This is a genomic window from Mycoplana sp. ABR4_002 (assembly GCF_056159645.1).
Genome location: NZ_JBSWVO010000001.1, coordinates 1173940 through 1199683 on the forward strand (window position 1 = coordinate 1173940; position 25744 = coordinate 1199683).

The window sequence follows — 25744 nt, forward strand, 5'->3', positions numbered from 1 at the left end:
GCCTAGGCGCTCCCGTCGAACCAGAACGTGTCGCACAGATAGGCACCCATGAAGGCGGTCGGGTCGAAGCCGTAGAACCCTTCCACCGGCACGTTCTTCATCCGGGCGGAGTGAACGATCGGCTGGAGCGTCGCGTTGACGGTGCCGATCGAGAACACCTGGTCGGTGTAGATCGACAGCATCTCGGCCCAGATCTCCTGGCGCTCGGCGGTCGATGTCGATCGCTTCCATTGCATCATCAGCTCGACCAGCCGCGTCGCTTCGGGCAGGTCCGGCGGCTCGCCCTTCTGCCCGGCCGACAGGTAGTGCAGGCCCCACACCGGCCACTGCAACTGGTCGTCCCCGGTGGGGGCGAGCGCGAAGGGCGACATGTCGGCGGTGGGGATGCCGTTGTCGATGCCCTGCCACACCGACAGCATGATCTCGCCGCCGAGGGCGCGGCTGCGGAAGACGTCGCGCTGCGAGGTGCGCACGTGAAGCGCAAGCCCGACCTGCCGCCAGTGGTCGGTGACGAGCTCCAGCACGTCCGTCTCAAGGGTGCTTTCGCCTGCCGACTCGACGATCAGGCTGGCGCTCCGCCCGTCCGGCAGCACGCGCAGGCCGTCGTCGTCGCGGTCGGTGAGCCCGACCTCGTCCAGCAGCTTGTCGGCGAGGTCGGGGTCGAACTGGATCCAGGCGTCGCGGTATTGCGGCTTGAACAGCGGGCTCTGCGGCAGCACCGTGTCGGCGCTCTCCTTGGCCAGGCCGAAGAAGCTCGCCTTGTTGATTTCCTCGCGGTCGATTGCCACCGACAGCGCGCGGCGGAAGCGGACGTCGTGGAACAGCTTGCGCCAGACCGGGTCGCCGCAGTTGAGGTTGGGCAGCAGCGCCATGCGCGAGCCCTGGGTGCGCTTCCACAGGTTGACCTTGATCGGATAGCGCTTCTCGGCGTCCTTCAGGAAGGTGTAGTCGGCAAAGTCGAGACCGCCAGCCTGCAGGTCGGTTTCGCCGGCGCCGGTCTTGGCGGGGATGATGCCGGAGGCGGCGAGGTTGAGCACCACCCGATCGATATAGGGCAGCTGCTGGCCGTTCTCGTCGACGCGGTGAAAATAGGGATTGCGCTCGAACACGAACTGCTCGGACGGCGGCGCCGTGAGGTTGCGCCAGGGGTCGAGCGTCGGCAACTCCGGGTTTTCCGGGCGATAGGTGCGCGAGCGGTTGATGTGCAGGCCCGTCCAGTCGTCGGTGCCTTCGTCCTCGACCTTCTTCCGGAGCTCCTCCGCATCGGCATGACGCGGGTGGAACTGTTTCATGTAATGCGCCGGCAGCGCCAGCGTCAGCGGTTGCGGCGCGGCCAGGCGCGGCAGGAATTCTGGGTTCGGGTCGTCCCAGGAATAGCGGATCGTCAGCGGGTCGACCACCTCGAAGCGCGGTGGCTTGCCCTCGGACAGCAGGTCGAGCGGCAGGCCGCGCGGGCGCATCTCCTTGTTGTTGAGGACGTCTTCCCAGTAGTAGACGAAGTCGTCGACGGTGAAGGGATGCCCGTCCGACCAGCGGTGTCCCTCGCGCAGGCGGAAGGTATAGATGCGGTTCTCGACTTCCTCGACGCTTTCGAGGATGTCCGGCTGCAGCATCAGGTTCTCGTCGATTCCGACGAGCCGGGCATAGCCGTTGATGGTCATCAGCCGGATGTCCTTCTGGCTGCCGATGATCATGCGCGCCGAGCCGCCATACTGGCCGGGCGTGCGCCCCATCTGGCCGAGGTGGATGACGCGCGGCACCTTGGGAAGGCGCTGCGCCATCGGCGGCAGCGCGCCGTCGTCGAGTTCGGCCTTCAAGAAGTCCGGCTCGCGCAGGGCCGCGCGCGCCATCGACGGGGGCAGGCAACTGGCGGCCAGCAGGCCGAGAACGGTTCGACGCGTAATCACGGGCGCAACTCTCTCATATCGGCATTGCGGCGGGCGAGCACGAGGTGGCCGTCGCCCAGATCGACCGTCGCCAGCCCGTCGCCGTCGTCGTCCCTGCGGAACGGAGCCGACCAGTCCCGCATGTCGCTGGCATTGGCCGCCTGCAGCGCCGAGAAGTCCAGCGGCCGGTCCAGATCCGGGAACGGCACCGCCGCCAGCAGCGATTTCGTGTAGGGATGAACGGGCGCACGCATGAGCGTCTCACGCGGCGCAAGCTCGACGATCCGCCCTGCGCACATCACCGCGATCCGGTCGGCCATATAGTCGACGACAGCCAGATTGTGCGAAATGAAGAGATAGGTCAAGCCGAGGTCTTTCTGCAGATCCTTCAACAGGTTGAGGATCTGTGCCTGCACCGATACGTCAAGGGCGGAGACCGGCTCGTCGCAGATCAGAAGCTCCGGCCCGAGCGCGAGCGCGCGGGCGATGCCGATGCGCTGCCGCTGGCCGCCGGAGAAGGAGTGCGGGTAGCGGTTGAGGTAGCGGCGGTTGAGGCCAATCACCTCCATCAGCGCGCCGACCGTCTCCTGCCGCGACTTCGGCGTGCCGCGGCCATGGATCTCGAGCGGCTCGGCGAGGATGTTCTGCACCGTCATGCGCGGCGACAGCGACGACACCGGGTCCTGGAACACCATCTGGATCTTGGCGCGCAGCTTCTGCAGGTCCTCGCCCTCGGCGCGCAGCACGTCCACCGGCCCGCTGCGGTCGTTGAACACGATCGAGCCGGAATCGGGCGTCACCGCCCGCATCAGCATCTTGCTGACGGTCGTCTTGCCGCAGCCGCTCTCGCCGACGAGCCCCAGGCATTCGCCGCGGCGGATGTCGAAGCTGACGCCGTCGACCGCGCGCACCGGCGCCTCTTCCGAGGACCAGAAGAAGCCGCTCTTGCGGATCATGAACGACTTGGTCACGTCTCGCGCCGAGAGCAGGATCTCCGGCCCGGGCTCGGTCTTGGCCTCGCGCGTACCGATCAGGTGCGAGGCGTTGACCGGTACCTCGCGCAGCGCCTTCAGCCGCTCGCCCGGCTTCATGTCGAAATGCGGCACCGCCGCCATCAGCCCCTGCAGGTAGGGATGGGCCGGGCGGCGGAAGATCTCCTCCACCGGGCCGGCCTCCATGATCTCGCCGTGGTAGATCACCACCACCTCGTCGGCGACGTTGGCGACGACGCCGAGGTCGTGCGTGATCAGCAGCATCGCCATGTTGAGTTCGTGCTGCAGGTCGCGCAGCAGCCGCAGGATCTGCGCCTGGATCGTCACGTCGAGCGCGGTGGTGGGTTCGTCGGCGATCAGCAGCGCCGGACGGCAGATCAGCGCCAGCGCGATCATGGCGCGCTGGCGCATGCCGCCGGACAGCTCGAACGGGTACATCCTGAAGGCGCGCTCGGGCTGGGCGAAGCCGACCAGGCGCAGCATCTCGATCGTGCGCTCGCGGCGCTCGTCCTTCGACATGTCCTCGTGGATGGTGAGCACTTCGCTCACCTGGTCGCCGATCGTGTGCAGCGGCGACAGCGAGGTCATCGGCTCCTGGAAGATCTTGCCGATGCGCCGGCCGCGGATGGCGCGGATGTCCGGCCCGTCCGGGGACAGCTTGAGGAGGTCGGTCTGTTCGCCGGTCAGCGGGTCGTTGAACAGGATCCGCCCGCTGGCCGAGGCGATTCTCGGCAGGATGCGCATCACCGACTGGCTGATGACCGACTTGCCCGAGCCGGACTCGCCCACGAGCGCGGTCACCTTGCCCGGCAGCACCCGCAGGCTGGCCTGCTTGACCGCGTCGACGCGGCCGCCGAGCATGGCGAACGAGATGCTGAGATCCTCGATCCGCAACAGATCCGCCCCTGAGATCATGTCCGGAGTCCCCTGTAATATTTCGTCCCTGGCCTTATGGAGGCACACTAGCGGACGCACTCTGGCCTGTCCATCGTATACCCGGGGCAGGTACGCTCAAGGGTTGCGGGCGGGCCGTGCGGGCACGGCTGTGCCGGGGCGACGCCTAGCCGGAGGCCCGCAGGGCCGCCGCGCCAGAAGGGCCCAGCACGTCCTCGGCGCGCATCGAGCGGCGAAAATTGTCGTAGTAGAGCGCCCACTCGCCGGCGCAGGCCGACCGATAGGGGCCGAACTTGAAGTATTGCCGCGGGCCGAGGCCCGGGTCGTCGTGGCCGATATGGCCCTTGACCGTCGCCACCCAGCGGTCGTTGGCGAACAGTTCGATGTGCCCGGAGCCATCCGGCCCGGGCCTTGTCATGACCGCGAAGTCGATCCAGCCGGACTCGGGCGGCGGCAGTGGGTTGCCCCGGTCGATCACCGTGATGCGGTCGGTACGGGCCCGGAACAGGCGCGCGTCCCGGGGCTCCCAGCGCGGATCGGTGGCGACGAGCGCCCGCATCTGCCGTTTCTCCGGCCGCAGCCACACCGGGGTGCGGCCGGCGGGACGCACCGGCGTCCCGGCCCGGGCGTCGCCGGCAGGCCACATCGTCTCGACCGTCGCGAACAGCCGGCCGCGGACGAGGCGCAGCGCGAGGAAGGGGCTGTAGTCGCCGCGGGCGGCCGGGCCGATCTCGCGTTTCCACTGGGCGATCAGGTGGCGATGGTCGTCCTGCGGGATGGGATCGGCGAAGCGGACGGAAAAGCCGTACCACACCGGCCGGTCATAGGGCACGCGCAGCGCCGTGCGCTCCCAGATCTCCGCGCGCTCGCTGCCTTTGCCGCCATTCGGGCGCACGCTGAGCCGGAGCGCGCCGGCGCTGCCGTGGGTGACCGCGCGCTGGAACGCCACCGTGCCGGCGCGCTGCTCGTGGTTGTCGCGATAGTATAGCCCGCCGGCGGGCGCGAAGTCGTCGCCGTCGAAGCCGTCGACGAGGAGGGCCTCGTAGGCCGGTGGCGCGGCGGCTCCCTTCGCGTCGAACGGGCCGCCGGCCATGTCAGTTCAGCCCGCGCGCGATCATCGGCACCTTCGAGCGCGGTTCCGATCCGCGGCTCGAGCGGGCGTCGCGATAGAGCAGCATCACCTGTTCGGCCTCCGAACGGGCGTCGTGGCCCTCCGCCTCGAGCGCCTCGGCGCGGTCGAGCGCCATGTTGGTCTGGCCGGGCAGCAGCACGGTCAGCTTCTGGCGCACGCCGCGCAGCCGTTCCTGGCCGAGGGTGACCCACTCGCCGCCGCAATAGGTGGCGAAGGTCTGGCTGGCGACGATCGACTGCGAATACTTCTTCGTCAGTCCCTGCAGCCGCTGCACCTCGTTCACCGCGGCGCCGAAGGCGGAGAAGGTGAGCCGGTCCTTCAGCCCGACATTGCCGAACATGACGTTGCCGACGTGCAGGCCGATGCCGTAGCGGATGTCGGCCAGCCCGTCCTGGCGCCGCTTCTCGTTGAGTTCGTTCATCCGCATCGTCGCCAGCCGCACCGCCGACATCGCCGCCTGGGCGGCGACCTGCGATGGCTCGCGGTGGCGGCCGCAGGGGTAGACCGCCAGGAAGCCGTCGCCGATGAAGCTCAGGATTTCGCCGCCGTTGCGGTTGAACGGCGTGGCGATGGCGTCGAAGAAGTCGTTCAGCGTGTCGATGTAGGCCTGCCGTCCTTCCTTCTCCGCCAGCACGGTCGACTGGCGCATGTCGGCCATCACCAGCGCGGCGCGGATCGTCTCGCCGTCGCCCCGGCGGATCTGGCCGGAGAGCACGCGCCGGCCGGCATTGCCGCCGAGATAGGTCATCAGCATGTTGTCGGCGAGCTTGCCGAGCACCGCCATCTTGGCGGCGACCGCAAGGCTGTTCTGCACGCGCAGCAGCGACTCGATGATGCTGTCGCTGAAGCCGCCGGCGATGTCGGTCGTCCACGAGCCGACCATGCCCTGTCCCGGCGCTTCGCCGAACGACTGCACGAACGCCATGTAGTCCGTGGCGCCGAGCTTCTTCAGGTCGTCGAAGATGGGAAACTCGGACGGCGCCTTGGGGTCGATGCGGCGGCGCAGGTGATCGAGGTTCTGGCTCAGCAGGTAGTAATAGGGGCTGAGCAGGAAGCGGGACGGCTCGCTGTCGGCGCCGGAGGCACGAAAGCCTTCCACCGTCACGCCCTGGCCGCGCAGCCAGGTAAAGCCGAGCGCGTCGTAGAGCGGATGGAGCATGGAGAAGCTCAGGTGCACGCGCAGGAGCGGCAGGCCGGCCGCCGCGAGGCGCTCGCAGAATCCCGAGATCACGTATTCGAGGCTCTCGCCGCCGAGCGCGGCGGTCTTCAGCCAGGTCGAGACCCGGTCGAGCAGGATGTTGGAAACGTCGGGTGCACGCGTGTTCATCTTTTGTCCTTGTCCGGTGTGAAGCCCGCCCGCTTCGGTTCGCAGCAATGCCCCGGTCGGTCCCCCGGCCGGCGGCAGTGCGAATGATATAAGTGAGGGGCCATCGCAAAACCAGAAGCGCCGGCGAAGAATTCTCGGCCCCGGAACGACTGCGGGCCCGGGCCGCGGACCGGCGTGCTTGACGCGGCGCGCATTTGCCAGCAAAGGTCGGGCCGCATTCGAACGGACACAACGCCTTGACCTTCCTTCCTTCTTCCGCCGAACGCCTGCTGCAGGCGATCACAGCAAAGAGCGCCCGCGCCGGCGTCATCGGACTGGGCTATGTCGGCCTTCCGCTGGCGATCACGATCGCGCGAAACGGATTTGACGTCACCGGCTTCGACATCGATCCGGACAAGATCGTCGCGCTCGACGCCGGCCGTTCCTATATCGACGCCGTGCCCGATCCGGCGCTCGCGGCCGAGAGCGCGGCGGGCCGGTTCAGGTCCACCACCGACTTTTCCGGGCTCGCGGCCTGCGACGTCGTCGTCATCTGCGTGCCGACGCCGCTGACCAGGCACCGCGAGCCGGACATGTCCTATGTCGTCAGGACCGCCGAGGCGATCGCCGAAACGCTGCGGCCGGGCCAGCTGGTGGTGCTGGAATCGACCACCTATCCCGGCACGACCGACGAACTGGTGCGCCCGATTCTGGAGCGCGGCGGGCTCCGCTCGGGCACCGATTTCTTCCTCGGCTTCTCGCCGGAGCGCGAGGACCCGGGCAACCGCGACTTCGACACCGCGACGATCCCGAAGGTGGTGGCAGGCGACGGACCGGCGGCCTCGGCGCTGATGCAGGCCTTCTACGGCGCCGTGGTCAAGGCGGTGGTGCCGGTCTCGTCCAACAGCACCGCCGAGGCGGTGAAGCTGACCGAGAACGTCTTCCGCGCCGTCAACATCGCCCTCGTCAACGAGCTGAAGGTGCTCTACGACGCCATGGGCATCGACATCTGGGAGGTGGTCGACGCCGCCAAGACCAAGCCGTTCGGCTACATGCCGTTCTATCCCGGCCCCGGCCTCGGCGGCCACTGCATCCCGATCGATCCCTTCTATCTGACCTGGAAGTCCCGCGAGTTCGAGCTGCCAACGCGCTTCATCGAGCTGGCCGGCGAGATCAACGCCAGCATGCCGCGCCACGTGGTCGCAAGGCTCGCCGAGGCGCTGGACCTGAGGTTCGGCAAGGCGCTCAGCCGCTCGCGCGTCCTCCTCGTCGGGCTCGCCTACAAGAAGAACGTCCCCGACATCCGCGAGAGTCCCTCGCTGAAGCTGATCGAGCTGATCGAGGAGCGCAAGGGCGCGGTGGACTATCACGACCCGTTCGTCCCGGAGATCCCGAAGACGCGCGAATACATGGCGCTCAAGGGGCGGCGGTCGGTGGCGCTCGAGGAGGCCGTGGTGCGCGGCTACGACGCGGTGGTGATCTCGACCGACCACGACGCGGTCGACTATGCCGCGCTCGCCCGCTGGGCGCCGCTGATCGTCGACACCCGCAACGCCTTCGCGCGGCGCGGCATCGCCGCCGACGGCATCGTCAAGGCCTAGCCCCGGCGCGCCGGCCGGCACGGAAGGAAGGCATAGGGTCCATGAGCCGCCTCGACAGTTTCATTCGCCGCCTGACGGCGCAGCGCGACATCCTCAACCACGTCCGCGACCGGCTGGAGCTGCCGCGCGAGGGGGCGGTCATGGAGATCGGGCTCGGTAACGGGCGCACGTACAACCACCTGCGCGAGTGCTTTCCCGGCCGCCGCATCGTCGCCTTCGACCGCGATTGCCGCGCCCACGCCTCCTCGATCCCGGCGACCGGGGACCTGGTGCTCGGCGAGATCTGCGACACCGGCCGCGCCTTCGCCACCGCCACGGCGGCGATGGTCCATGCCGACATCGGCACCGGATACGCGGACAGGGACGCCCTCACGCTGACCTGGCTGCCGCAGATGGTGGCCGGCATGCTGGCGGCCGGCGGCATCGCCGTCAGCGGCCTGCCGCTGGAGCATCCGGCGCTGGAGGCCCTGCCGGTGCCGGACAGCGTGCCGCAGGACCGCTACTTCCTCTACCGCAAGGCGAAGTAGCCGACGCCCTCACGCCTCAGCCGTCACGCCCGCTCCAGGGCCGGAGCGAGGCGTCGGCTCTGTTCGGCGGACAGCGGAAAGACCCGCATGGAGGCGCTGCGGCCACGGATGGCGACCTCGAAGCCCTCGAGCCCGTCGACCGGCACGCCGGACTGCATCAGCGCGCGCTCCGAGATGACGATCGCGGCGTCGCGCTCCTTGGCCGTCGTTTCCAGCCGGCTGGCGACATTGACGGTGTCGCCGATCGCCGTCACGCCCTTGGCCATGCCGTAGCCCATGACGCCGACGACGCTGGGGCCGACATGGATGCCGATCGCCACCCGCAGCCGCACGTCGAAGTCGCGCGAAAGCTCGTCGTTCAGCTGGTCGATGTCGCGGATGATGGCCGCGGCCGCGGCGAGCGCCTGGCGGCTGGCGGCGGCGCGGTCCGCGCCGAGACCGAACAGCGCCATGGCGCCGTCGCCGATGAACTTGTCGAGCCGCCCGCCGGCTCGCTCGACCGCCTGGCCGACGATGGCGAAGTAGCGGTTCAAAAGAAAGACGACGTCGTAGGGCAGGCGGGTCTCGGACAGGACGGTGAAGTTGCGCAGGTCGCAGAACAGCACGGCGATCTCCGCCTCGCGGCCCGGGCGCAGCGGTTCGGTGGCGACCGGCAGGCCGCTGTCGCCGCCGGGGGCCATCAGCAGCGCGACGGTGAGGTTGCCGGCGGGATGCAGCTGGCAGCCGAGGCGAACGTCTGGATCGGCGTGGATGCGCGCCAGCGTGGCCGCCTCGATCGGTCCCGGCGGCGGCAGCGGGACGGCGCTTTCGAGGATGCGCACGCGGCAGGTCGAGCAGCGGCCCTTGCCGCCGCAGACCGAGTAGTGCGGCACCTGGCCGTAGCGGCTGCCCTCGAGCAGGCTGAGCCCGCGCGGCGCACGGACGAGGGCGCCGCTGGAATAGCGGATGGTGACCTGGTTGGCGCGCTCGGCCAGGGCCCGCAGACCGCGCAGCAGGAACACCAGCGCGATCGCGCCGGCGAACAGGAGATAGAGCGCGCGCTTGACCTGCGCGATCCGGTCCTCGGCGATGGCCCCCGCGTCCGACAGCGCTGCGCGCGCGATCGCAGGCAGCGAATCGCGGTCGAGGATCGGCGGCGCCGCCAGCGGGCTGTGCGCGAGAATGCGTCCGGCATCGGCAAAGCCCAGCAGCGCCAGAACCGGCACCAGGATTGCGACCGTCATCAGGTAGGGCGCGGCGGTGCCGTACCAGTTGCGGAACCGTAGCCAGAAATGCATGCCGATGCAGGCATGCGCCCAGATCACCACCAGCGCGACCGACTGCCGCAGCCCCGACAGCGGGTCTGTCACCCAGAGCCCGGTGACCACCGCGCGGTAGTCGACATTGGTGCCGAGCCGGGCCGAGACGACGTGTTCGATGATGACGAAGGGAATGAGAAGCCCGAGCAGGATTTGTGCCGCCTCGCGCGCCGGCATCCGCAGCGTCCGGCGGCGGTAGAGGCCGTGCAGGCCGAGGCTGACGTGGACGAGGAGGGCGGCGTAGAGCAGGGCGGAGCCGACCGGGTTCTGCCAGAGCGCGGAGAAGGGGCGCCGCAGCCGGTCCGCGGTCTCCAGCGAAACGAGCAGGGCGGCATGGTTGACGAAATGCATGACCAGGAAGGCCAGCATCACGAGCCCGGACGCAAGGCGCAGCTTCTGCAGGAAACGTTCGGAGGAAAGCGCCGCGATGGCCTTGTTCATGATGGGTCCCGGATGATTCCCGTTTCTGTCGGGCGACGGGTCCGGCCGGCTCGCCGGTCGCCGCGTCGGCCCGCCGCACATAGGGCGGCGAGGCCGGTGGTGGAAGGGGAGGCCCGATTGACGCTGTGTCGCCCAACGGCGATCCGACGCCCAGGCGGCGTTCGCGGCGGCAACGGGAAGCGCCCTGCCGCGTCCGCCCTCAGGCGTTGTAGTGATCCCGGTACCAGTCGACGAAGTCCTTCACCCCCTCGGCGAACGGGGTGGCGGGCCGGTAGTCGGTGAGTGCCTGCAACAGGTCCGGGCTGGCGAAGGTGCGCGGCGGGTCGCCCTGCTGCATCGGCACCAGCTTGCGGCGGGCGCGGCGGCCGAGCGCCTGCTCCAGCGTGTCGACGAAGTCGGTCAGGCCGACCGGCCGGCCGCCGCCGATGTTGACGACGCGGAACGGTGCCTGGCGCGACAGCGTGTCGAGCCCGGCGGGCGCCGCCACGCGGTTGTCCTCGGCCGGAACGACCGCCGACAGCCGCAGCACGGCCTCGACGAGATCGCCGACGAAGGTGAAGTCGCGGCTCATCCGGCCCTCGCCGTAGAGCTCGATCTCGCGGCCCTCGAGGATGGCGCTGGTGAACTTGAACAGCGCCATGTCCGGCCGGCCCCACGACCCGTAGACGGTGAAGAAGCGGAAGCACGTCGTCGGCAGGCGGTAGAGGTGGGCGTAGCTGTGGGCCATCACCTCCATCGCCTTCTTACTGGCGCCGTAGATCGTCAGCGGCTCGTCGGCCCGGTCGGTCTCGCGGAACGGCACGCTCTCGTTGGCGCCGTAGACCGAGGAGGTGGAGGCGAGCATCAGGTGTCGCGGCTCGACGGCCCGCGCCGCGTCGAGCAGGTTCCAGGTGCCGAGGATGTTGGCCTCGACATAGGAGCGCGGCTCCTCCAGGCTGTAGCGTACGCCGGCCTGGGCGGCGAGGTGGACGATCACGTCCGGCCGCGCGCCCTCGAGCGCCTCGCGCAGCCTCGGCTGGTCCTCCAGCATCGCCTGGTGGAAGCGATAGCGCGGAAACTGCGTCAGCGCGGCGTTGCGCGCTTCCTTCAGGCGCACGTCGTAATAGGCCGTCATGCCGTCGAGGCCGACGACCTCGTGGCCCTCCTCCAGCAGCCGCCGGGCGAGGTGGAAGCCGATGAAGCCGGCCGTTCCGGTGATGAAGTAGCGCACGCCTTACGTCCTTTCGCTGCCGCGGCCGATGCCGACATAGGAAAAGCCGTGGCGCCGGACTTCCTGCGGCGGGTAGACGTTGCGCAGGTCGACGAACACCGGCGTCGCCATCGCCTCGCGCAGCCGGCGGAAGTCGAGCGCGCGGAACGCATCCCACTCGGTGACGAGCACGAGCGCCTCGGCGCCGGCGGCGACCGCATAGGCGTCGCTGCCGAACTCGACGCCGGTCAGCAGCGGCCGCGCCCCGTCCATGCCTTCCGGATCGAAGGCGGCGACCTCGGCGCCGTGGTCCTGCAGCGCCTGGATGATGGTCAGCGCCGGGGCCTCGCGCAGGTCGTCGGTGTTCGGCTTGAAGGTCAGCCCGAGCACGGCGATCTTGCGGCCGCGCACCGAGCCGCCGCAGGCGGCGATCACCTTGCGCGCCATCGCCCGCTTGCGGTTGTCGTTGATGGCGACGGTGGTCTCGATCAGCCGCACCGGCGCCTCGGCGTCGGAGGCGGTCTTGACGAGGGCGACGGTGTCCTTGGGGAAGCACGAGCCGCCATAGCCGGGGCCGGCGTGCAGGAACTTGTCGCCGATGCGCTTGTCGTAGCCGATGCCCTTGGCGACCTTCTGCACGTCGGCGCCGACATGTTCGCAAAGGTCGGCGATCTCGTTGATGAAGGTGATCTTCATGGCGAGGAAGGCGTTGGCGGCGTACTTGATCAGTTCCGAGGTGCGGCGCTCGCAGAAGAACAGCGGACCCTGATTGAGGTGCAGCGGCCGGTAGACCTCGGTCATGACGGCGATGGCGCGCGGCTCGTCGGTGCCGACGACGATGCGGTCGGGGCGCTTGAAGTCGCTGATGGCCGCGCCCTCGCGCAGAAATTCGGGGTTCGACACGACCGAGACGTCGGCGTCCGGATTGGTCTCGCGGATGATGCGCTCGACCTCGTCGCCGGTGCCGACCGGCACGGTCGACTTGGTGACGACGACGGTGTAGCCGCTGACCGCCCGCGCGATCTGGCGCGCCGCCTCGTAGACGAAGCTGAGGTCGGCGTGACCGTCGCCGCGCCGCGACGGCGTGCCGACGGCGATGAAGACGACGTCGGCCCAGGCGACCGCGGTCTCGAGTTCGGTGGTGAAGCTCAGCCGGCCGGCGTCCTGGTTCGACTGCACCAGTTCCTTCAGTCCCGGCTCGTAGATCGGGATCTCGCCCTGGCGCAGCGCCTCGATCTTGGCCTCCACGTTGTCGACGCAGGCGACCTCGTGGCCGAAGTCGGCGAAGCAGACGCCGGAGACGAGGCCGACATAGCCGGCGCCAATCATCGCAATTCGCATGGGACCCCTCTCATTTGCCGAGTGCCGGAAAGCCGTTGCCGCGATCCGCAGCGACTTCTATTCATCCGCACGCAGAATGAAAGTCAAATCTTGCCGTCGCCGCCGACTCCGGCGACGCGTGTCCGGGCCGGGCAAAGGCGGGAGCAAGACCGCCCTATGCCGCAGCGCCGCGCCGGCGGCTACCGCTTCCGGCGGGGGCGGGGTCAGTGGCGGGTGTCGTCGTCGGGCGTATCCGGGCCGTCCGCAGGGGCGGCGTTGCGCCAGGCGGTCTCGACGATGTGATGGACGGTGTCGAGTTCGGCGCTGTCGAAATAGAGCGAGGTCCAGCCCTTGTGGCCCCAGCCGCCGGGCACGGCGGCGCACAGGCCGGGCTCGGTGGCGATCAGCATCGCCTGCTGGTCGCGCGTCAGCTTGCACACGGCGCGGCCGGCCTCGGGCAGTGACAGGAAGATGCGTCCTCCCACCCGGAAGTCGCGCTTGCCGAAGTGGGCGTTCTCCTCGGTGCCGGGCATCGCCAGCGCCATCTCTACGAGATCATCGGACGTCATGGCAAAACCTAGCACGGATCGCGCCGGGCCGGAAGGCAAGCGCGGCGACGGCGGGAAGGACGACGCGAAATTATCGACTCGAGTTAGGAAAAAAATCCTAGTTATATACTTGACGTACCAAGATCGGAAATGGCATGATTCGCGAGCGTGACAGGCCGGGAATTGAAAAGATCGGGGCCAACAAGATTACGCCAGAGATGGTGAAGGCAGGTGTTGATATCGCCCGCAACTGGCTAGGCGACGGCCGCGATGAGAGAACGACTAATGAATTCTCTTTTGAGTCCTTAGTCATCGAAATCCTGCAGGCGGCGGGTCTTTCTTGCGAGTCAGGTTCGCATTGTGAAACTTGACGAAGTCAAGATAAAGTGTCCCGATATCTCGTTCTGCCCGTTCGATCTCGTGAATACGAAATATGTATTTGGATCGTTTAGCTTGGTTTCTAAGGTCTTGCAGAGCTTCGCGATCCGCTCCGTCGATTGGTGAATATTCGCGAGCTTCAAAGGTTTCCACATTTGGCTCGCCATCTTTGAACCCAACAACCAGTTCGACGACCCAAGCGCCATGAACGAGGTGGTTTCTTTTCGTGTTGAGCTTATGAAGCCTATCGAGGAGAGCGACGTATTCCCGCAGTTCTTTTGACTTTAGATGAAGAGACGCCAAAGTCTGGATCGTGTCTGCAAGCGATTTCCCGCTCATGGAATTCGAAATCGCCATTGCAGTTGACTGGTCCGGCGTCAATAGAAGGTCTTGCAGTTTGTGGCGAAGCAGCAGCTCAAGTTTGCTCCATGTGTCCATGAACTTCCCGAGTGCGACGTGCTTCTCGTTTGGGTCTGGCAGGACTGGATCAATGTAAATCAGGCCCGGTAGCCGAAGCTGTTCCGCTTGCCCTGGTATGAGTGCAATGACATGCTTGGTTCTTTCGAAATTGTGATGCAGGATACGCACCAAGTGGTAGTGAGGTTCGATCACGCAGGGAGCAGGTCGAGTCAATGCCGGACTCCAAAGAAGACAGAGAAAATAAGAAGGGCGACGATGTTTTGAAGCGCATGCTCAAGACCCCGCCGAAGCCGGACGTTAAGCCTCGCGAAAGCAGCGAGGGTGTAAGAAAGAAACCGGGCGGCAATCCCGCGAAGAACGACCGCCCGGAAGATCAGTGACCATTGGGTCACCTCACTTTTTCAGAGTCGTGACGATGTGAGTACGGGGTTTGTTTATTGCGGTTTTCACCGTGGTAAAACGCCCCGTAATCGCGCTACGCCCGATCTTGGTTGCCTTAGCCATTTAGGCCACCTCCTTTCCCGGGCAGCGGCCCGCCGTTAAAGGCATGTCCAGTAGGTGTGAGCCGAATCTCTAGGCAACCAAGAGTATTCTTGAGGCTGGTAGGGGAAAGAGTCTAGGGGCTGGTCCTTTTGCGCTTGCGGAGAAGGCGCTTGGCCTTCTGCTTAAGCGTAATAGGCTTGGTCAATCCGCCGATAGGTAAGGCGCTTGTCGCGGGCCATGCGGAGAAGGTCTTCGGCGCGCTCGGCGTCGGACACCTTGAGTGCGGCGCGGCGGTTGTAGCGGAAATCGAACTCGGCAAGGTAGCGGTGAAGGTGGGCTTCGCCGCAATGCTGGTAGATGCCCTTCATGCCGCGCTTGAAGACGGAGAACACATTTTCGATTGTGTTGGTATGAACGATGCCGCGAGCGTATTCCTTGGCGGAATGCTTCACGGTTTCATGGGCAGCATATTCCCTGCCGGTGATGGTGTAGAGGCGGCTTTCGTCGGTATAGAGGATTGTGTCGCGGGTGACGTTGCGAACGAGGACTTCGCGAACGCTGTCACGGGTCGCGTGGTCGATATGGAAGGTGCGAACCTTGCCGCCGCGCTCTACGAGGCCAACGATGGTGCGCTTGGCGGCGGGGCCGCCTTTGCCGCGCTTCGTGGCTTTCGGGTTCGGCTTCCAGCCTTCCTTCTTGCCGATGTAGGTTTCGTCGGCCTCAACGGTCTTGCCTTCGCCGCCAAGCGGACCAGAGGAAGCGTTGTCTTCCTTCATCGCTTCGCGGATGCGATGGGCCATGAACCAAGCGGTCTTGTAGGTGACGCCGAGCATACGGTGCAACTGGTGGGCGCTCATGCCCTTCTTGGAAGCGGCCATAAGATGAGCGGCCAGCACCCACTTGTTCAGCGGGATCTTGGAGCGCTCAAACACAGTGCCAACGGTCACGGTGAAGGGATCGCGGCATTCGTTGCACTTGTAGACGCCGGGGCGGGTCGACTTGCCTTCAAGCTTGGTGATGCGAGCCGGATCGATATTGCCGCAATGGGGGCAGATCGGGCCATGCGGCCAGTGGATAGCCTCAAGGTGTTCGCGGGCCTTCTCGGCGTCGGTGTAGATATCGTCGGTAATGTCGAACATGGCTATCTCCTTGGATTCTTTGTACCAAAGAGTGCCGTGGTACGTCAAGTATATAATTAGGAAAAAAATCCTTGACAGCGTGACGGTCGTTTGCTAGGATTTTGCTACTGTCGGAAAAGTGCGGGCGGAGCGATCGCCCCTTGACCGGAAGTCGCGGCGAGGTCCCCGGGAAATGAGATCGATACCGGGGCGACGCGTTGCGGCGAATGTCTTCGCATCCCACACGGTTGCGCCCGGAGGCTCTGGCGCGACCGGCGCCAAGGCAGGACCGGCCGTGCAGCAGAAGGCGATATCCGCCCGCCGGCAGACGCGAGAGACTTGACGCAACGAGCGCCCGTTCCGGACCGGATCGCGGCGCTTTTTCTTTTCCGGAGACCTGGCATGCAAGCTCGCCTCGGCCCGCGCATGGGCGCGTTCGACGACGTCGATGCCGCCCTGTTCGGCGTGGCGGCGGAGGCCCGCTACGACGGGCTGGCGCGGCCGGAACGCCTTGCGGCCGACGGGGAGGCGGGGACGGCGGCGCCGCTGCTCGACCGGAAGGCCGAGGCCGGTGCCGATCCGCTCGACGAGATGCAGGCGATGCTGGCCGAGATGACCAAGGAACTGCGCGAGCGGTTCCAGCGGTTCCAGAGCCAGCGCCGCACCGCCGAGCAGGCGGAGACCGCGGCCGAGGACGAGACCGCGCGCAAGCTTGCCCAGGCGGATGCCAAGGCGGCGATCGAGGCGGTGTCTTTGATCGTGCGCACGCTGGAAAAGATCGACAGCCTGCAGCGCGCCATCCTGGGCGAGCGCCGCGATGCCGACGAGCGCGGCGGCGAGCAGGCCGACATCGAGGCGCTGGTCGCCGAGTTCGACCGGCGCGTCGAGGCGAAGGCGCGGGCCTATGCGAAGATGTGGCGGGCGGACGATGAGCGCAAGGCGGGACAGGCGGGGGCCGACGCGGCCATGGGAACCGGCGGCGACGGCAAGAACGGCCCGTAACGGGCGCAGGCTGAAAGTCCGGCTCGACGACGCGGTGGAAAAGGTGATCGGGCGGATGGCGGACGGCATGACCGAGACCGGCGCGCGGCACCTGGCGGCCAGGGCCCGGGCGCTCGGAACCGCAGACGGGCTGGAGCGGCAGATCGCGCAGCCCGACCCTTGCGGCGGAGCGGTTGCCGCGGCACCCGGCGGGTTTGCGCCCGAAGGTGACAGCGTCACCGGCGCAGGAGCCGGCGACGGCGCTGACGGCCCGCAGCTGGCGGTGAGGTCAGAGCCGGAGCGTGCGGGCGACACCGCAGCCCCGCGCGCCGGCGCAGGCTTGCAGGACGGACGGGCAACGCCGCCGGAAGCTGCCGCGCCGCGGACCGGCCGGGCAGGGCGGGCGGGCCGGCGTCCGCAGGCGGTCGCGGCCGAGCGGCGCCCGGAGGCGGCGGACGGGTCGGCGAAGGTGGCGGACAGACCGGCAGCGGCGGCGGACGGGCCGGCGGAGGTGACGGCTGGGCCGGCGAAGGTGTCGGACGGACAGGCCGAGGTGGCGGACGGACCGGCGAAGGTCGCGAACAGACCGGTGGAGGCAGCGGACGGGCCGGCGGAGGTGACGGCTGGGCCGAGGAAGGTGGCGGATAGACCGGCAGCGGCGGCAGACGGGCCGGCGGAGGTGACGGCTGAGCCGGCGAAAGTATCGGACGGACAGGCCGAGGTAACGGACGGACCGGCGAAGGTCGCGAACAGATCGGTGGAGGCAGCGGACGGGCCGGCGGAGGTGACGGCTGGGCCGGCGAAGGTAGCGGACGGACAGGCCGAGGTAACAGACAGACCGGCACAGGCGGCAGACGGACCGGAGAAGACAACGGACGAACCGTCGGAGGCGGCGGACGGGCCCGGGAAGGTGGCGGACGGACCGGCGAAGGTAGCGGACGGATCGTCGGAGGCGGCGGACGGGCCGGGGATCGGTGGGCCGGGCGCGGCCGAAACGGTCGATGCCCGAAGCTTCGGCCCGAAGGCCCTGTCGCGGTCGCTGCGGCGCTGGTCGCTCGACCGACGCCCGGAGCAGGAACCGCCGCTGGGCGACTGGCGACTCTGGCTCCTGATGGGCGGGCGCGGATCGGGCAAGACCCGGGCCGGGGCGGAATGGGTGCACGAACTCGCAGCCAGGACGGCGGAACTGCGCATCGCGCTCGTGGCCGAGACGCTCGGCGACGCGCGCGAGGTGATGGTCGACGGCGTCTCCGGCATCTGCCGCATCGCGCGGTCGCAGCGCCCGGAATTCGAGGCGTCGCGGCGGCGACTGGTCTGGCCAAACGGCTCGATCGCGCAGGTGTTTTCATCCGAGGATCCCGAGAGCCTGCGCGGGCCGCAGTTCCATCTCGCCTGGTGCGACGAGCTCGGCAAGTGGCGCCATCCGCAGGAGACCTGGGACATGCTGCAGTTCGGGCTGCGGCTCGGCCGGTCGCCACGGGCGCTGGTGACGACGACGCCAAGGCCGATCCCGCTGCTGCGGGCGCTTTCCGGCGACCCGGCGACGGTGCTCCGGCGCATCCGCACCGCCGACAACGCCGCCAACCTTGCGGCCGGCTTCCTCGACGCGCTCGCCGCGCGCTATGGCGGCACGCGGCTGGGCCGGCAGGAGATCGACGGCGAGTTGATCACCGACCGCGAGGACGCGCTGTGGAGCCGCGAGCGGCTCGAGGCGGTGCGCCAGCGCGTAGCCGGGCCGCTGGCGCGCATCGTCGTGGCGGTCGACCCGCCGGCCACGGCCTCGGCGCAGTCCTGCTGCGGCATCGTCGTCGCCGGCCTCGACGGGGCCGGCCGGGCGGTGGTGCTGGCGGACCTGTCGGTGACCGGCGCCAGCCCGGCGGGCTGGGCGGGGGCGGTGGTGCGCGCCTTCCGGCGCTTCGACGCCGACCGCATCGTCGCCGAGGTCAACCAGGGCGGCGAGATGGTGCCGGCGCTGCTCAGCAGCATCGACGCGGCGCTGCCGGTGAAGATGGTGCGGGCGACGCGCGGCAAGTACCTGCGCGCCGAGCCGGTGGCCGCGCTCTACGAGCAGGGCCGCGTGGTGCATGCCGGCAGCTTTCCCGCGCTCGAGGACCAGATGTGCGATTTCGGCCCGGACGGCCTGTCCGCCGGACGCTCGCCCGACCGGCTGGACGCGCTCGTCTGGGCGCTGACGGCCCTGCTGCTGGAGCGGCGCGGCGAGCCACGGGTGAGGGGTGTTTGAGAGTGCCCGTTTATAGTGTATATTTCTATTAATACACCTAATGGATGCAGCCGTTTCGGGCGGCCGGAGGGGAACATGCCGATCAACGGACGATCCTTCTTTGACCATGCGCGCGTCCACCTGTTCGACGGGGCGCTGCGGTCGGCGCAGGTCGCCGGACTGGCGGCCATGCTCGACAAGTGGGAGCGGGAAATGGCGGACGCGGACGACCGCTGGCTCGCCTATATGCTGGCGACCGCCCATCACGAGACCGGGCGGACGATGCAGCCGGTGCGCGAGACCTTTGCCGCCTCGGACGAGGCCGCCATCCGCATTCTCGAGCGCGCCTACCGCACCGGACGGCTGCCCTGGGTCAGCAGGCCCTACTGGCGCCGCGACGCGGACGGCAAGAGCTGGCTCGGGCGCGGCCTGGTGCAGCTCACGCACAGGCAGAACTACGAGAAGCTGAGCCGGGCGACCGGCATCGACCTCGTGGCGCGGCCGGAACTGGCGATGGACCTGAAGACCTCGGTCGACATCCTGTTCCGCGGCATGATCGACGGCCTGTTCACCGGCAGGAGGCTCGCCGACCACCTTGCCGGGGCGCGGCAGGACTGGCCGGGCGCGCGCCGCATCGTCAACGGCGTCGACAAGAAGGACCTGATCGCGAGCTACGCCCGGCATTATTACGCGGCGATCAGCTACACCACCGGCTGACGCTCCCGGGGCAGGTGGCGGGCGGGCGCGCATGCGCCGGCCGCGGCCGTCCGGCAGGCCCACCGCAGACAGAGGACCGTTCCATGAAGCTTTCATCGTTCCTGCCCTGGCGGCGCGCCGGGGCGTCCGTCGTGCCCGAGACCAAGGCCGGCGGCTTCCTCACCCTGACCGCCGAGGGGCGGGCGCGCTGGTCGAGCCGCAGCTACGCCTCGCTGGCGCGCGAGGGGTTCATGCGCAACCCGGTGGCGCACCGGGCGGTGCGGATGATTGCCGAGGCCGCGGCGGCCGTGCCCTGGCTCATCTACGCCGGCGAGGAGGAACGCCCCGGCGACCCGCTCCTCGCCCTGCTGATGCGGCCGAACGGCCGCATGGGCGGCAACGAGTTCTTCGAGGCGCTCTACGGCCACCTGCTGATCGCGGGCAACGCCTTCGTCGAGGGCGTGCGCATCGGCCCGGACCCGCGCGAGCTGCACCTGTTGCGGCCCGACCGGGTGCGGGTGATCGAGGGACGCGACGGCTGGCCGGAGGCCTACGAATACCGCGCCGGGCCGCACCAGCGCCGTTACCCGGCCGCCGATGCCGCGGCGGAAGGTCCGGCCGCGGTGCTGCAACTGCGGCTGTTCCACCCGCTCGACGACCATCTCGGCTTCGCACCGCTCGAGGCGGCCTCGGTCGCGCTCGACCTCTCCAACGCGGCGGCGCACTGGAACAAGGCGTTGCTCGACAACTCGGCGCGGCCCTCCGGCGCGCTCGTCTACCAGCCCAGGGACGGCGGCAATCTCTCGCCCGACCAATACGACCGGCTGAAGGCGGAGCTGGAGGAGGGCTATGCCGGCCCGGCCCGGGCCGGCCGGCCGATGCTGCTGGAAGGCGGCCTCGACTGGAAGGCGATGGGCCTGAGCCCGCGCGAGATGGATTTCCTCGAGGCCAAGAACGGCGCGGCGCGCGACATCGCGCTCGCCTTCGGCGTGCCGCCGATGCTGATCGGCATCCCGGGCGATGCGACCTACGCCAACTACCAGGAGGCCAACCGCGCCTTCTGGCGCCTGACCGTGCTGCCGCTGATCTTCCGCACCGCCTCGGCGCTGTCCGGCTGGCTGTCGCACGGCCGGGACGTGCCCCTGCGGCTCGTCCCCGACCTCGACCAGGTCGCCGGCCTGTCGGCCGAGCGCGGCGAACTGTGGGCACGGCTAGGCGCGGCGGACTTCCTGACCGATGCGGAGAAGCGGCAGGCGGTGGGCTATTGAGGCGAGGGCAGGGGCGCGGACTGCGGCGATTTATGTCGCAGGATCAGGGGGATGCGGCGTCCTGGTGAATCGAGGTCGCGGCCGCCTGCGCCGGTCCCTGAGGCCGGCGGCGCAAGCGATTCAAATGACTCGCGAAAAGGGCCGCGGGCCGCTCGCCCGGCCGGGCGACCGGAACCGGGCTTCCACGCAGGAAGGACCGACGATGGCCGACTTCGGAAACGATGCGCCGCTGTGGGCCGCGCGCTGGATCGGCGCGGTGGCCGGGGCGGCGGTGTCGCTGGTCTACATGCTGCCGAAGGGGCGCCGCGAGGCGGCCTCGCGCTTCGTGACCGGCCTGACCTGCGGCCTGATCTTCGGCGGGCCGACGGGGGCGTGGCTGGCGGCCAGGCTCGACATCGCAACCGTCCTCTCGCGCTACGAGGTGACGCTCGCCGGCTCCGCCGCCGCCAGCCTGACGGCCTGGTGGGCGCTCGGCGTGCTGATGCGGGCGGCCGAGCGGATGAAGGACTAGGGCGGCCGGCCCGCCGGGCCCCGGATGCGACCGGCGGCCGGCACCGGCATACCGCACAATCCGACAAGCACAGTCCAGCATTGGAGACGCTCATGAGCACTGACAGGCTGCCCGTCTGGCGGACGAAGAAATATGCCGACCTGACGCTGGCCGGGGTTTCCGTCGACGGGGTGTTTTCGGGCTATGCCAGCGTGTTCGGCGAGGTCGACCTCGGCAAGGACGCGATCCAGCCCGGCGCCTTTGCCCGGTCGCTGGAAAAGCGCGGCCCGGCGGGCGTGCGCATGCTGTACCAGCACGACCCGGCCGAGCCGCTCGGGCGCTGGCGCTCGATTCGCGAGGACGCGCGCGGGCTCTATGTCGAGGGCGTGCTCTCGCCCGGCGTGGCGCGCGCCCGCGAGGTGCTGCAGCTGTTGAAGTCGGGTGCGCTCGACGGGCTCTCGATCGGTTTCCAGACCGTGCGCTCGCGAACCGACCGTTCGACCGGCGTGCGCCGGATCCTCGAGGCAGACCTCTGGGAGATCTCGATCGTGACCTTCCCGATGCTGCCCTCGGCGCGGGTTTCCAACGTCAAGCACGCGCGCTGGTTCCGCGACCGGGAGACTGAGCTGGTCCGCACCATGCGCCGGGCGGCGCGGATGTTGAAATTCTAGCAGGAAAGGAAAGACGCAGATGCAGACGGACAGGACGACCACCGCGCCCGAGACCAAGGCGGCGCCGGAGACGATGACGGCCGCGTTCGACGACTTCATGGAAGCGTTCGAGGCGTTCAAGGAGACGAACGATCGCCGGCTCGGCGAGATCGAGAGCAAGCTCGGCGCCGACGTCGTCACCCGCGACAAGCTGGAGCGGATCAACCGGGCGATGGACGAGCACAAGCGCGTGCTCGACCAGCTGGCGCTGAAGAAGGCGCGGCCGGCGCTGTCGCGCGCCGCCGACGGCCCGGACGCGGACGAGCACAAGCAGGCGTTCTCGGCCTATCTCCGCCGCGGCGAGGAGACGGCGCTGCGCGAGCTGGAGGGCAAGGCGCTGTCGGTCGGCTCGGCCGCCGACGGCGGCTACCTGGTGCCGGCCGAGACCGATGCCGAGATCGGCCGCCGGCTTTCGGCCGCGTCGCCGATCAGGGCGCTGGCGACGGTGCGGCAGGTCTCCTCGTCGGTGCTGAAGAAGCCGTTCTCGACCGCGGGCATGGCGGCGGGCTGGGTGGCCGAGACGGCGGCGCGGCCGCAGACCGGCACGGTTCAGCTCGCCGAGCTCTCCTTCCCGACCATGGAGCTCTACGCCATGCCGGCGGCGACGCCGGCCCTGCTCGACGACGCGGCGGTCGACGTCGAGGGCTGGATCGCCTCCGAGGTCGACACCGCCTTCGGCGAACAGGAGGGCGCCGCCTTCGTCTCCGGCGACGGCGTCAACAAGCCGAAGGGGTTCCTGAGCTACCCCACCGTTGACGAGGCCGGCTGGAGCTGGGGCAACATCGGCTACGTCCCGACCGGCAATGCCGGCGGCTTCAAGGCGGACGGGCCGTCCGACACGCTGATCGACACCATCTACGCGCTGAGGGCCGGCCACCGCCAGAACGCCGCCTTCCTGATGAACCGCAGGACCCAGGGCGAGATCCGCAAGTTCAAGGACGGCGACGGCAACTACCTGTGGCGGCCGCCGGCCGGTCCCGGCCAGCAGGCGGCGCTGATGGGCTTCCCGCTGGTCGAGGCCGAGGACATGCCGGACGTCGCCGCCAACAGCCACGCGATCGCCTTCGGCGACTTCCGCGCCGGCTACCTGGTGGTCGACCGCACCGGCGTGCGCGTGCTGCGCGATCCCTATTCGGCCAAGCCCTACGTGCTGTTCTACACGACCAAGCGCGTCGGCGGCGGGGTGCAGAACTTCGAGGCGATCAAGCTGGTGAAGTTCGCGGCGAGCTGACCGCCGCCCGCGCCGGCGAGGGTTTCCTGCCTTGCGCGGCCGAGCTTGCGCCGGCGGTCGATCCCCAGCCGCCGGCGCGGGCGGGCGCGGTTTCCTCCCGCCGCGCCCGCCGATGATTTCCCCGCCACCCGACGATCGAAGGACGACGCCATGACCATTGCCGAATTGACGCCGCCGGCAGGTGAACCGATCACGCTGGCCGAGGCGAAGGCGCACCTGCGCCTCGACGACGGCGCGGAGGACGAGCTCGTGGGGGTGCTGATCCGCGCGGCGCGCGCGCATCTGGAGCGCGAGAGCGGGCTGGCGCTGCTGTCCCGCAGCTTCCGCCTCTATCTCGACGCCTGGCCGGAGGGGCGGGTGATTCAGATTGCCAGGGGTCCGGTGCAGACGATTGAAAGCGTTACCGTTTATGACGATGCCGGGCTGCCGGTTTCGGTCGCGCTTGCGGGCGCCGTGCTCGACGGGACGGCGCGGCCGGCCCGGCTGCTGCTGCCGGCGCCGCCGCCGCCGGGCCAGGCGCTGAACGGGATCGAGATCGATTTTGTCGCCGGCTTCGGCGAGACGGCGGCGGAGGTCCCCGACACGCTGAAGCGGGCGCTGTTGACCCACGTCGCGGCGATGCATGCGCTGCGCGGCGTGGTTGCGCCTGCCGACCAGCCGGGCGCGGTGCCGCCGGGTTACGACCGGCTGCTTGCGCCCTTCCGGATGCGGCGGCTGTGATGGCCCGGCTCCCCCTCGATCCCGGCGCGCTGACGACGCGCCTGACGCTGGAGCGCCGCGTCGAGACGCCGGACGGCCAGGGCGGCACCGGCACCGGCCATGTGGCCGCCGGCGCGGCGTGGGCGCGGATCGAGCCGGTCTCCGCGCGGCGCGCCGTCGCCGCCGGAGCCGAGGCGATGACGGTGACGCATCGCATCTGGCTGCGCCACCGGCGCGACATCGAGAGCGGCATGCGGCTGCGCAGCGGCGCGCGCCTGTTCGAACTCCGGGGCTTCCGCGACCCGGACGAGACGAGGCGCTTTCTTCTGCTCGACTGCGTGGAGATGGAACGATGAGCGCGGCGTCCGCCCTGCAGAAGGCGATCCATGCCCGGCTGTCCGCCGATGCCGAACTGACCGCGCTGGTCGGTGCCGACGGCATCTGCGACCGGCTGCTGGACCGGCAGCGGCTGCCGCTGGTGGTGCTCGAAACGATCGACAGCCGCGACCGTTCCACCGCGACGGAGGCGGGCGAGGAGCATTTCGTCGCGATCGTCGCCTGGTCGAAGGCGGCCGGACACCGCGAGGCGCAGGTGATCGCTGCGCGGCTGCGCGCGTTGCTGCATGATGCCGACCTGACGCTCGAGGGATTTCACCTTGTGAGCCTGATGCACCGTTCCACGCGGACCGCGCGCGACGGTGCAGGGCCGCTTCACAAGGCCGAGCTGCGGTTCCGGGCCGTGACCGAGTAAGGCCACCGGTCGCCGCCCGCGTGGGGAGGAAAGGGGGGAGCAAGCGGCAAGTGAAAATTATGATTTAAATTCAGAATTTTAAGTGAGGATTTTCAACTGTTCGGTGCCTGCGGGCACCTACGCGTTTTGAGAAAGGAATAAGCGATGGTGACGCAGAGGGGACGTGACCTGCTGTTGAAGGTCGAGGACGCCGGAAGCTTCGTGACGGTCGCGGGCTTGCGCGCCAACCGGCTGTCGTTCAACACGCAGGCCGTCGACGTGACGGATGCGCAGTCGGCGGGGCGGTGGCGCGAGCTTCTGGGAGGGGCGGGCGTGCAGCGCGCCTCCGTCTCGGGCAGCGGCATCTTCAAGGACCAGGCATCGGACGCGCTGGTGCGGGCGGCGTTCTTTGCCGGCGACATCCGCGCCTGGCAATTGCTGATCCCGGACTTCGGCACGGTGGGCGGGCCGTTCCAGATCACCGCGCTCGACTATTCCGGCGCACACGACGGCGAGGTGCTGTTCGAGCTGGCGCTGGAATCGGCCGGCGCGCTGTCGTTCGAGGTGCTGTGATGACGGGGCGGGCCAATCGCCGGCGCGGCGAGATCGAGGCGGTGTTCGACGGCGAACGCCGCATCCTCTGCCTGACGCTGGGGGCGCTGGCGGAGCTGGAGACGGCGTTCGCCACCGACAACCTCAACGAACTGGCGCAGCGCTTCACGCGCGGCGTCGTCAGTGCGCGCGACCTGATCCGCATCATCGGCGCGGGCCTGCGCGGCGGCGGCAACCTCTACAGCGACGAAGACGTGGCGGAGATGACGGCGGAGGGCGGGCTGGAAGGCTTTGCCCGGACCGTCGCCGAGCTGCTGACGGCGACGTTCGGCACCGGCGAGCCCGCGCCCGCGGCGGCGGGCGTCGGGAACGCGGCTGCGGAGCGCGGCGGGGACCCTTCGACGCCGCATCCGGCGGCCTGAGCCGGGCGGCAGCGCCGTTTCCCTGGGAAGCGGCGCTGCATGCCGGGCTTTGCCGGATGCGGCTCGACCCGCAGGTGTTCTGGGCGATGACGCCGAGGGAACTGGCGATCGCCGCCGGTGCGGCCGGCCGCGCGCGCCGAGCGCCCGACCGGCGCGGCCTCGAGGCGATGATGGGCCGCTTTCCCGACCGGGGCGGCCAGTAGCAGCCCTT

Annotated in this window: 26 protein-coding genes; 16 read left to right on the top strand and 10 right to left on the bottom strand. The window is 69.0% G+C overall.

Going from position 1 to position 25744, the window contains the following annotated elements; all coding sequences use genetic code 11:
- Positions 1-2: 2 nt before the first annotated feature.
- The 4 genes from ACXAGF_RS05620 to ACXAGF_RS05635 form a co-directional block, all read right to left on the bottom strand.
- A complete protein-coding gene (locus tag ACXAGF_RS05620) occupies positions 3-1907 on the bottom strand; it encodes an ABC transporter substrate-binding protein (protein WP_475015129.1) in 1905 nt (634 codons plus the stop codon).
- Positions 1904-3793, bottom strand: coding sequence for an ABC transporter ATP-binding protein (locus ACXAGF_RS05625; RefSeq protein ID WP_475015131.1), 1890 nt, complete (start codon positions 3791-3793; stop codon positions 1904-1906). Before ACXAGF_RS05625 ends, ACXAGF_RS05620 begins: the two co-directional genes overlap by 4 nt.
- A gap of 145 nt (positions 3794-3938) precedes the next feature.
- A complete protein-coding gene (locus ACXAGF_RS05630) occupies positions 3939-4865 on the bottom strand; it encodes a polysaccharide lyase family 20 protein (protein WP_475015132.1) in 927 nt (308 codons plus the stop codon).
- A 1-nt stretch (position 4866) separates the two neighbouring features.
- On the bottom strand, positions 4867-6231 hold the full coding sequence (locus ACXAGF_RS05635; RefSeq protein WP_475015134.1) for an adenylate/guanylate cyclase domain-containing protein: 1365 nt from the start codon (positions 6229-6231) through the stop codon (positions 4867-4869).
- Positions 6232-6467: 236 nt separating this feature from the next.
- On the opposite strand from ACXAGF_RS05635, the gene ACXAGF_RS05640 reads away from it, so the two are divergent.
- Positions 6468-7811: a nucleotide sugar dehydrogenase gene (locus ACXAGF_RS05640; RefSeq protein ID WP_475015136.1), complete on the top strand. Its 1344-nt coding sequence runs from the start codon at positions 6468-6470 to the stop codon at positions 7809-7811.
- Positions 7812-7852: 41 nt separating this feature from the next.
- Positions 7853-8338 (top strand): class I SAM-dependent methyltransferase, encoded by a 486-nt coding sequence (locus ACXAGF_RS05645; RefSeq protein ID WP_475015137.1) that lies wholly within the window; start codon positions 7853-7855, stop codon positions 8336-8338.
- Between the two features lie 23 nt (positions 8339-8361).
- Here the strand turns inward: ACXAGF_RS05645 and ACXAGF_RS05650 are convergent, their stop codons facing one another.
- The 5 genes from ACXAGF_RS05650 to ACXAGF_RS05670 form a co-directional block, all read right to left on the bottom strand.
- Positions 8362-10077 (bottom strand): adenylate/guanylate cyclase domain-containing protein, encoded by a 1716-nt coding sequence (locus ACXAGF_RS05650; protein ID WP_475015139.1) that lies wholly within the window; start codon positions 10075-10077, stop codon positions 8362-8364.
- A 199-nt stretch (positions 10078-10276) separates the two neighbouring features.
- A complete protein-coding gene (locus ACXAGF_RS05655; protein WP_475015140.1) occupies positions 10277-11287 on the bottom strand; it encodes an NAD-dependent epimerase/dehydratase family protein in 1011 nt (336 codons plus the stop codon).
- A gap of 3 nt (positions 11288-11290) precedes the next feature.
- Positions 11291-12607 (bottom strand): UDP-glucose dehydrogenase family protein, encoded by a 1317-nt coding sequence (locus ACXAGF_RS05660; protein ID WP_475015142.1) that lies wholly within the window; start codon positions 12605-12607, stop codon positions 11291-11293.
- Between the two features lie 203 nt (positions 12608-12810).
- Positions 12811-13155 (bottom strand): MmcQ/YjbR family DNA-binding protein, encoded by a 345-nt coding sequence (locus ACXAGF_RS05665; protein WP_475015144.1) that lies wholly within the window; start codon positions 13153-13155, stop codon positions 12811-12813.
- A 288-nt stretch (positions 13156-13443) separates the two neighbouring features.
- A complete protein-coding gene (locus ACXAGF_RS05670; protein WP_475015145.1) occupies positions 13444-14145 on the bottom strand; it encodes a hypothetical protein in 702 nt (233 codons plus the stop codon).
- Here ACXAGF_RS05670 and ACXAGF_RS05675 point away from each other — a divergent pair.
- Positions 14145-14312 (top strand): hypothetical protein, encoded by a 168-nt coding sequence (locus ACXAGF_RS05675; protein ID WP_475015147.1) that lies wholly within the window; start codon positions 14145-14147, stop codon positions 14310-14312. The two genes, ACXAGF_RS05670 and ACXAGF_RS05675, sit on opposite strands and share 1 nt — an antisense overlap.
- Before the next feature lie 285 nt (positions 14313-14597).
- Here the strand turns inward: ACXAGF_RS05675 and ACXAGF_RS05680 are convergent, their stop codons facing one another.
- Positions 14598-15554 carry an IS1595 family transposase gene (locus ACXAGF_RS05680; RefSeq protein ID WP_475019217.1) on the bottom strand — a complete coding sequence of 319 codons (957 nt, stop codon included), beginning with the start codon at positions 15552-15554 and terminating at the stop codon, positions 14598-14600.
- Between the two features lie 381 nt (positions 15555-15935).
- On the opposite strand from ACXAGF_RS05680, the gene ACXAGF_RS05685 reads away from it, so the two are divergent.
- The 13 genes from ACXAGF_RS05685 to ACXAGF_RS05745 all read left to right on the top strand — a co-directional run bounded on the left by ACXAGF_RS05685 (position 15936) and on the right by ACXAGF_RS05745 (position 25736).
- On the top strand, positions 15936-16535 hold the full coding sequence (locus ACXAGF_RS05685; RefSeq protein WP_475015148.1) for a hypothetical protein: 600 nt from the start codon (positions 15936-15938) through the stop codon (positions 16533-16535).
- 1006 nt (positions 16536-17541) lie between these two features.
- Complete coding sequence (locus tag ACXAGF_RS05690) at positions 17542-18756, top strand: DNA-packaging protein (protein ID WP_475019218.1); 1215 nt, start codon at positions 17542-17544, stop codon at positions 18754-18756.
- 75 nt (positions 18757-18831) lie between these two features.
- Positions 18832-19452 carry a glycoside hydrolase family 19 protein gene (locus tag ACXAGF_RS05695; RefSeq protein WP_475015149.1) on the top strand — a complete coding sequence of 207 codons (621 nt, stop codon included), beginning with the start codon at positions 18832-18834 and terminating at the stop codon, positions 19450-19452.
- 83 nt (positions 19453-19535) lie between these two features.
- Entirely contained in the window at positions 19536-20699 is a 1164-nt protein-coding gene (locus ACXAGF_RS05700) for a phage portal protein (protein WP_475015151.1), read from the top strand.
- Between the two features lie 202 nt (positions 20700-20901).
- Complete coding sequence (locus ACXAGF_RS05705; protein WP_475015152.1) at positions 20902-21210, top strand: DUF6107 family protein; 309 nt, start codon at positions 20902-20904, stop codon at positions 21208-21210.
- A 92-nt stretch (positions 21211-21302) separates the two neighbouring features.
- Positions 21303-21860: an HK97 family phage prohead protease gene (locus ACXAGF_RS05710; protein WP_475015153.1), complete on the top strand. Its 558-nt coding sequence runs from the start codon at positions 21303-21305 to the stop codon at positions 21858-21860.
- A 19-nt stretch (positions 21861-21879) separates the two neighbouring features.
- Positions 21880-23130 carry a phage major capsid protein gene (locus ACXAGF_RS05715; RefSeq protein ID WP_475015154.1) on the top strand — a complete coding sequence of 417 codons (1251 nt, stop codon included), beginning with the start codon at positions 21880-21882 and terminating at the stop codon, positions 23128-23130.
- A 150-nt stretch (positions 23131-23280) separates the two neighbouring features.
- Entirely contained in the window at positions 23281-23850 is a 570-nt protein-coding gene (locus ACXAGF_RS05720; protein WP_475015155.1) for a head-tail connector protein, read from the top strand.
- Positions 23850-24185, top strand: coding sequence for a phage head closure protein (locus tag ACXAGF_RS05725; protein ID WP_475015156.1), 336 nt, complete (start codon positions 23850-23852; stop codon positions 24183-24185). The genes ACXAGF_RS05720 and ACXAGF_RS05725 overlap by 1 nt, the downstream gene beginning before the upstream one ends.
- On the top strand, positions 24182-24580 hold the full coding sequence (locus ACXAGF_RS05730) for a DUF3168 domain-containing protein (RefSeq protein WP_475015158.1): 399 nt from the start codon (positions 24182-24184) through the stop codon (positions 24578-24580). The genes ACXAGF_RS05725 and ACXAGF_RS05730 overlap by 4 nt, the downstream gene beginning before the upstream one ends.
- 144 nt (positions 24581-24724) lie before the next feature.
- Positions 24725-25132, top strand: a complete 408-nt coding sequence (locus ACXAGF_RS05735) for a phage major tail protein, TP901-1 family (RefSeq protein WP_475015160.1) — start codon at positions 24725-24727, stop codon at positions 25130-25132.
- Complete coding sequence (locus ACXAGF_RS05740) at positions 25132-25533, top strand: gene transfer agent family protein (protein WP_475015162.1); 402 nt, start codon at positions 25132-25134, stop codon at positions 25531-25533. The genes ACXAGF_RS05735 and ACXAGF_RS05740 overlap by 1 nt, the downstream gene beginning before the upstream one ends.
- On the top strand, positions 25530-25736 hold the full coding sequence (locus tag ACXAGF_RS05745) for a rcc01693 family protein (RefSeq protein WP_475019219.1): 207 nt from the start codon (positions 25530-25532) through the stop codon (positions 25734-25736). Before ACXAGF_RS05740 ends, ACXAGF_RS05745 begins: the two co-directional genes overlap by 4 nt.
- Positions 25737-25744 lie beyond the last annotated feature (8 nt).

What these genes read in the sequence shown, in the direction of transcription:
- ACXAGF_RS05625 (WP_475015131.1), bottom strand. Translation starts at nt 3,793, where the DNA reads ATGATCTCAGGGGCGGATCTGTTGCGGATCGAGGATCTCAGCATCTCG.
- ACXAGF_RS05630 (WP_475015132.1), bottom strand. Translation starts at nt 4,865, where the DNA reads ATGGCCGGCGGCCCGTTCGACGCGAAGGGAGCCGCCGCGCCACCGGCC.
- ACXAGF_RS05635 (WP_475015134.1), bottom strand. Translation starts at nt 6,231, where the DNA reads ATGAACACGCGTGCACCCGACGTTTCCAACATCCTGCTCGACCGGGTC.
- ACXAGF_RS05645 (WP_475015137.1), top strand. Translation starts at nt 7,853, where the DNA reads ATGAGCCGCCTCGACAGTTTCATTCGCCGCCTGACGGCGCAGCGCGAC.
- ACXAGF_RS05650 (WP_475015139.1), bottom strand. Translation starts at nt 10,077, where the DNA reads ATGAACAAGGCCATCGCGGCGCTTTCCTCCGAACGTTTCCTGCAGAAG.
- ACXAGF_RS05660 (WP_475015142.1), bottom strand. Translation starts at nt 12,607, where the DNA reads ATGCGAATTGCGATGATTGGCGCCGGCTATGTCGGCCTCGTCTCCGGC.
- ACXAGF_RS05665 (WP_475015144.1), bottom strand. Translation starts at nt 13,155, where the DNA reads ATGACGTCCGATGATCTCGTAGAGATGGCGCTGGCGATGCCCGGCACC.
- ACXAGF_RS05675 (WP_475015147.1), top strand. Translation starts at nt 14,145, where the DNA reads ATGCCGGACTCCAAAGAAGACAGAGAAAATAAGAAGGGCGACGATGTT.
- ACXAGF_RS05680 (WP_475019217.1), bottom strand. Translation starts at nt 15,554, where the DNA reads ATGTTCGACATTACCGACGATATCTACACCGACGCCGAGAAGGCCCGC.
- ACXAGF_RS05685 (WP_475015148.1), top strand. Translation starts at nt 15,936, where the DNA reads ATGCAAGCTCGCCTCGGCCCGCGCATGGGCGCGTTCGACGACGTCGAT.
- ACXAGF_RS05695 (WP_475015149.1), top strand. Translation starts at nt 18,832, where the DNA reads ATGCCGATCAACGGACGATCCTTCTTTGACCATGCGCGCGTCCACCTG.
- ACXAGF_RS05700 (WP_475015151.1), top strand. Translation starts at nt 19,536, where the DNA reads ATGAAGCTTTCATCGTTCCTGCCCTGGCGGCGCGCCGGGGCGTCCGTC.
- ACXAGF_RS05705 (WP_475015152.1), top strand. Translation starts at nt 20,902, where the DNA reads ATGGCCGACTTCGGAAACGATGCGCCGCTGTGGGCCGCGCGCTGGATC.
- ACXAGF_RS05710 (WP_475015153.1), top strand. Translation starts at nt 21,303, where the DNA reads ATGAGCACTGACAGGCTGCCCGTCTGGCGGACGAAGAAATATGCCGAC.
- ACXAGF_RS05715 (WP_475015154.1), top strand. Translation starts at nt 21,880, where the DNA reads ATGCAGACGGACAGGACGACCACCGCGCCCGAGACCAAGGCGGCGCCG.
- ACXAGF_RS05720 (WP_475015155.1), top strand. Translation starts at nt 23,281, where the DNA reads ATGACCATTGCCGAATTGACGCCGCCGGCAGGTGAACCGATCACGCTG.
- ACXAGF_RS05725 (WP_475015156.1), top strand. Translation starts at nt 23,850, where the DNA reads ATGGCCCGGCTCCCCCTCGATCCCGGCGCGCTGACGACGCGCCTGACG.
- ACXAGF_RS05730 (WP_475015158.1), top strand. Translation starts at nt 24,182, where the DNA reads ATGAGCGCGGCGTCCGCCCTGCAGAAGGCGATCCATGCCCGGCTGTCC.
- ACXAGF_RS05735 (WP_475015160.1), top strand. Translation starts at nt 24,725, where the DNA reads ATGGTGACGCAGAGGGGACGTGACCTGCTGTTGAAGGTCGAGGACGCC.
- ACXAGF_RS05740 (WP_475015162.1), top strand. Translation starts at nt 25,132, where the DNA reads ATGACGGGGCGGGCCAATCGCCGGCGCGGCGAGATCGAGGCGGTGTTC.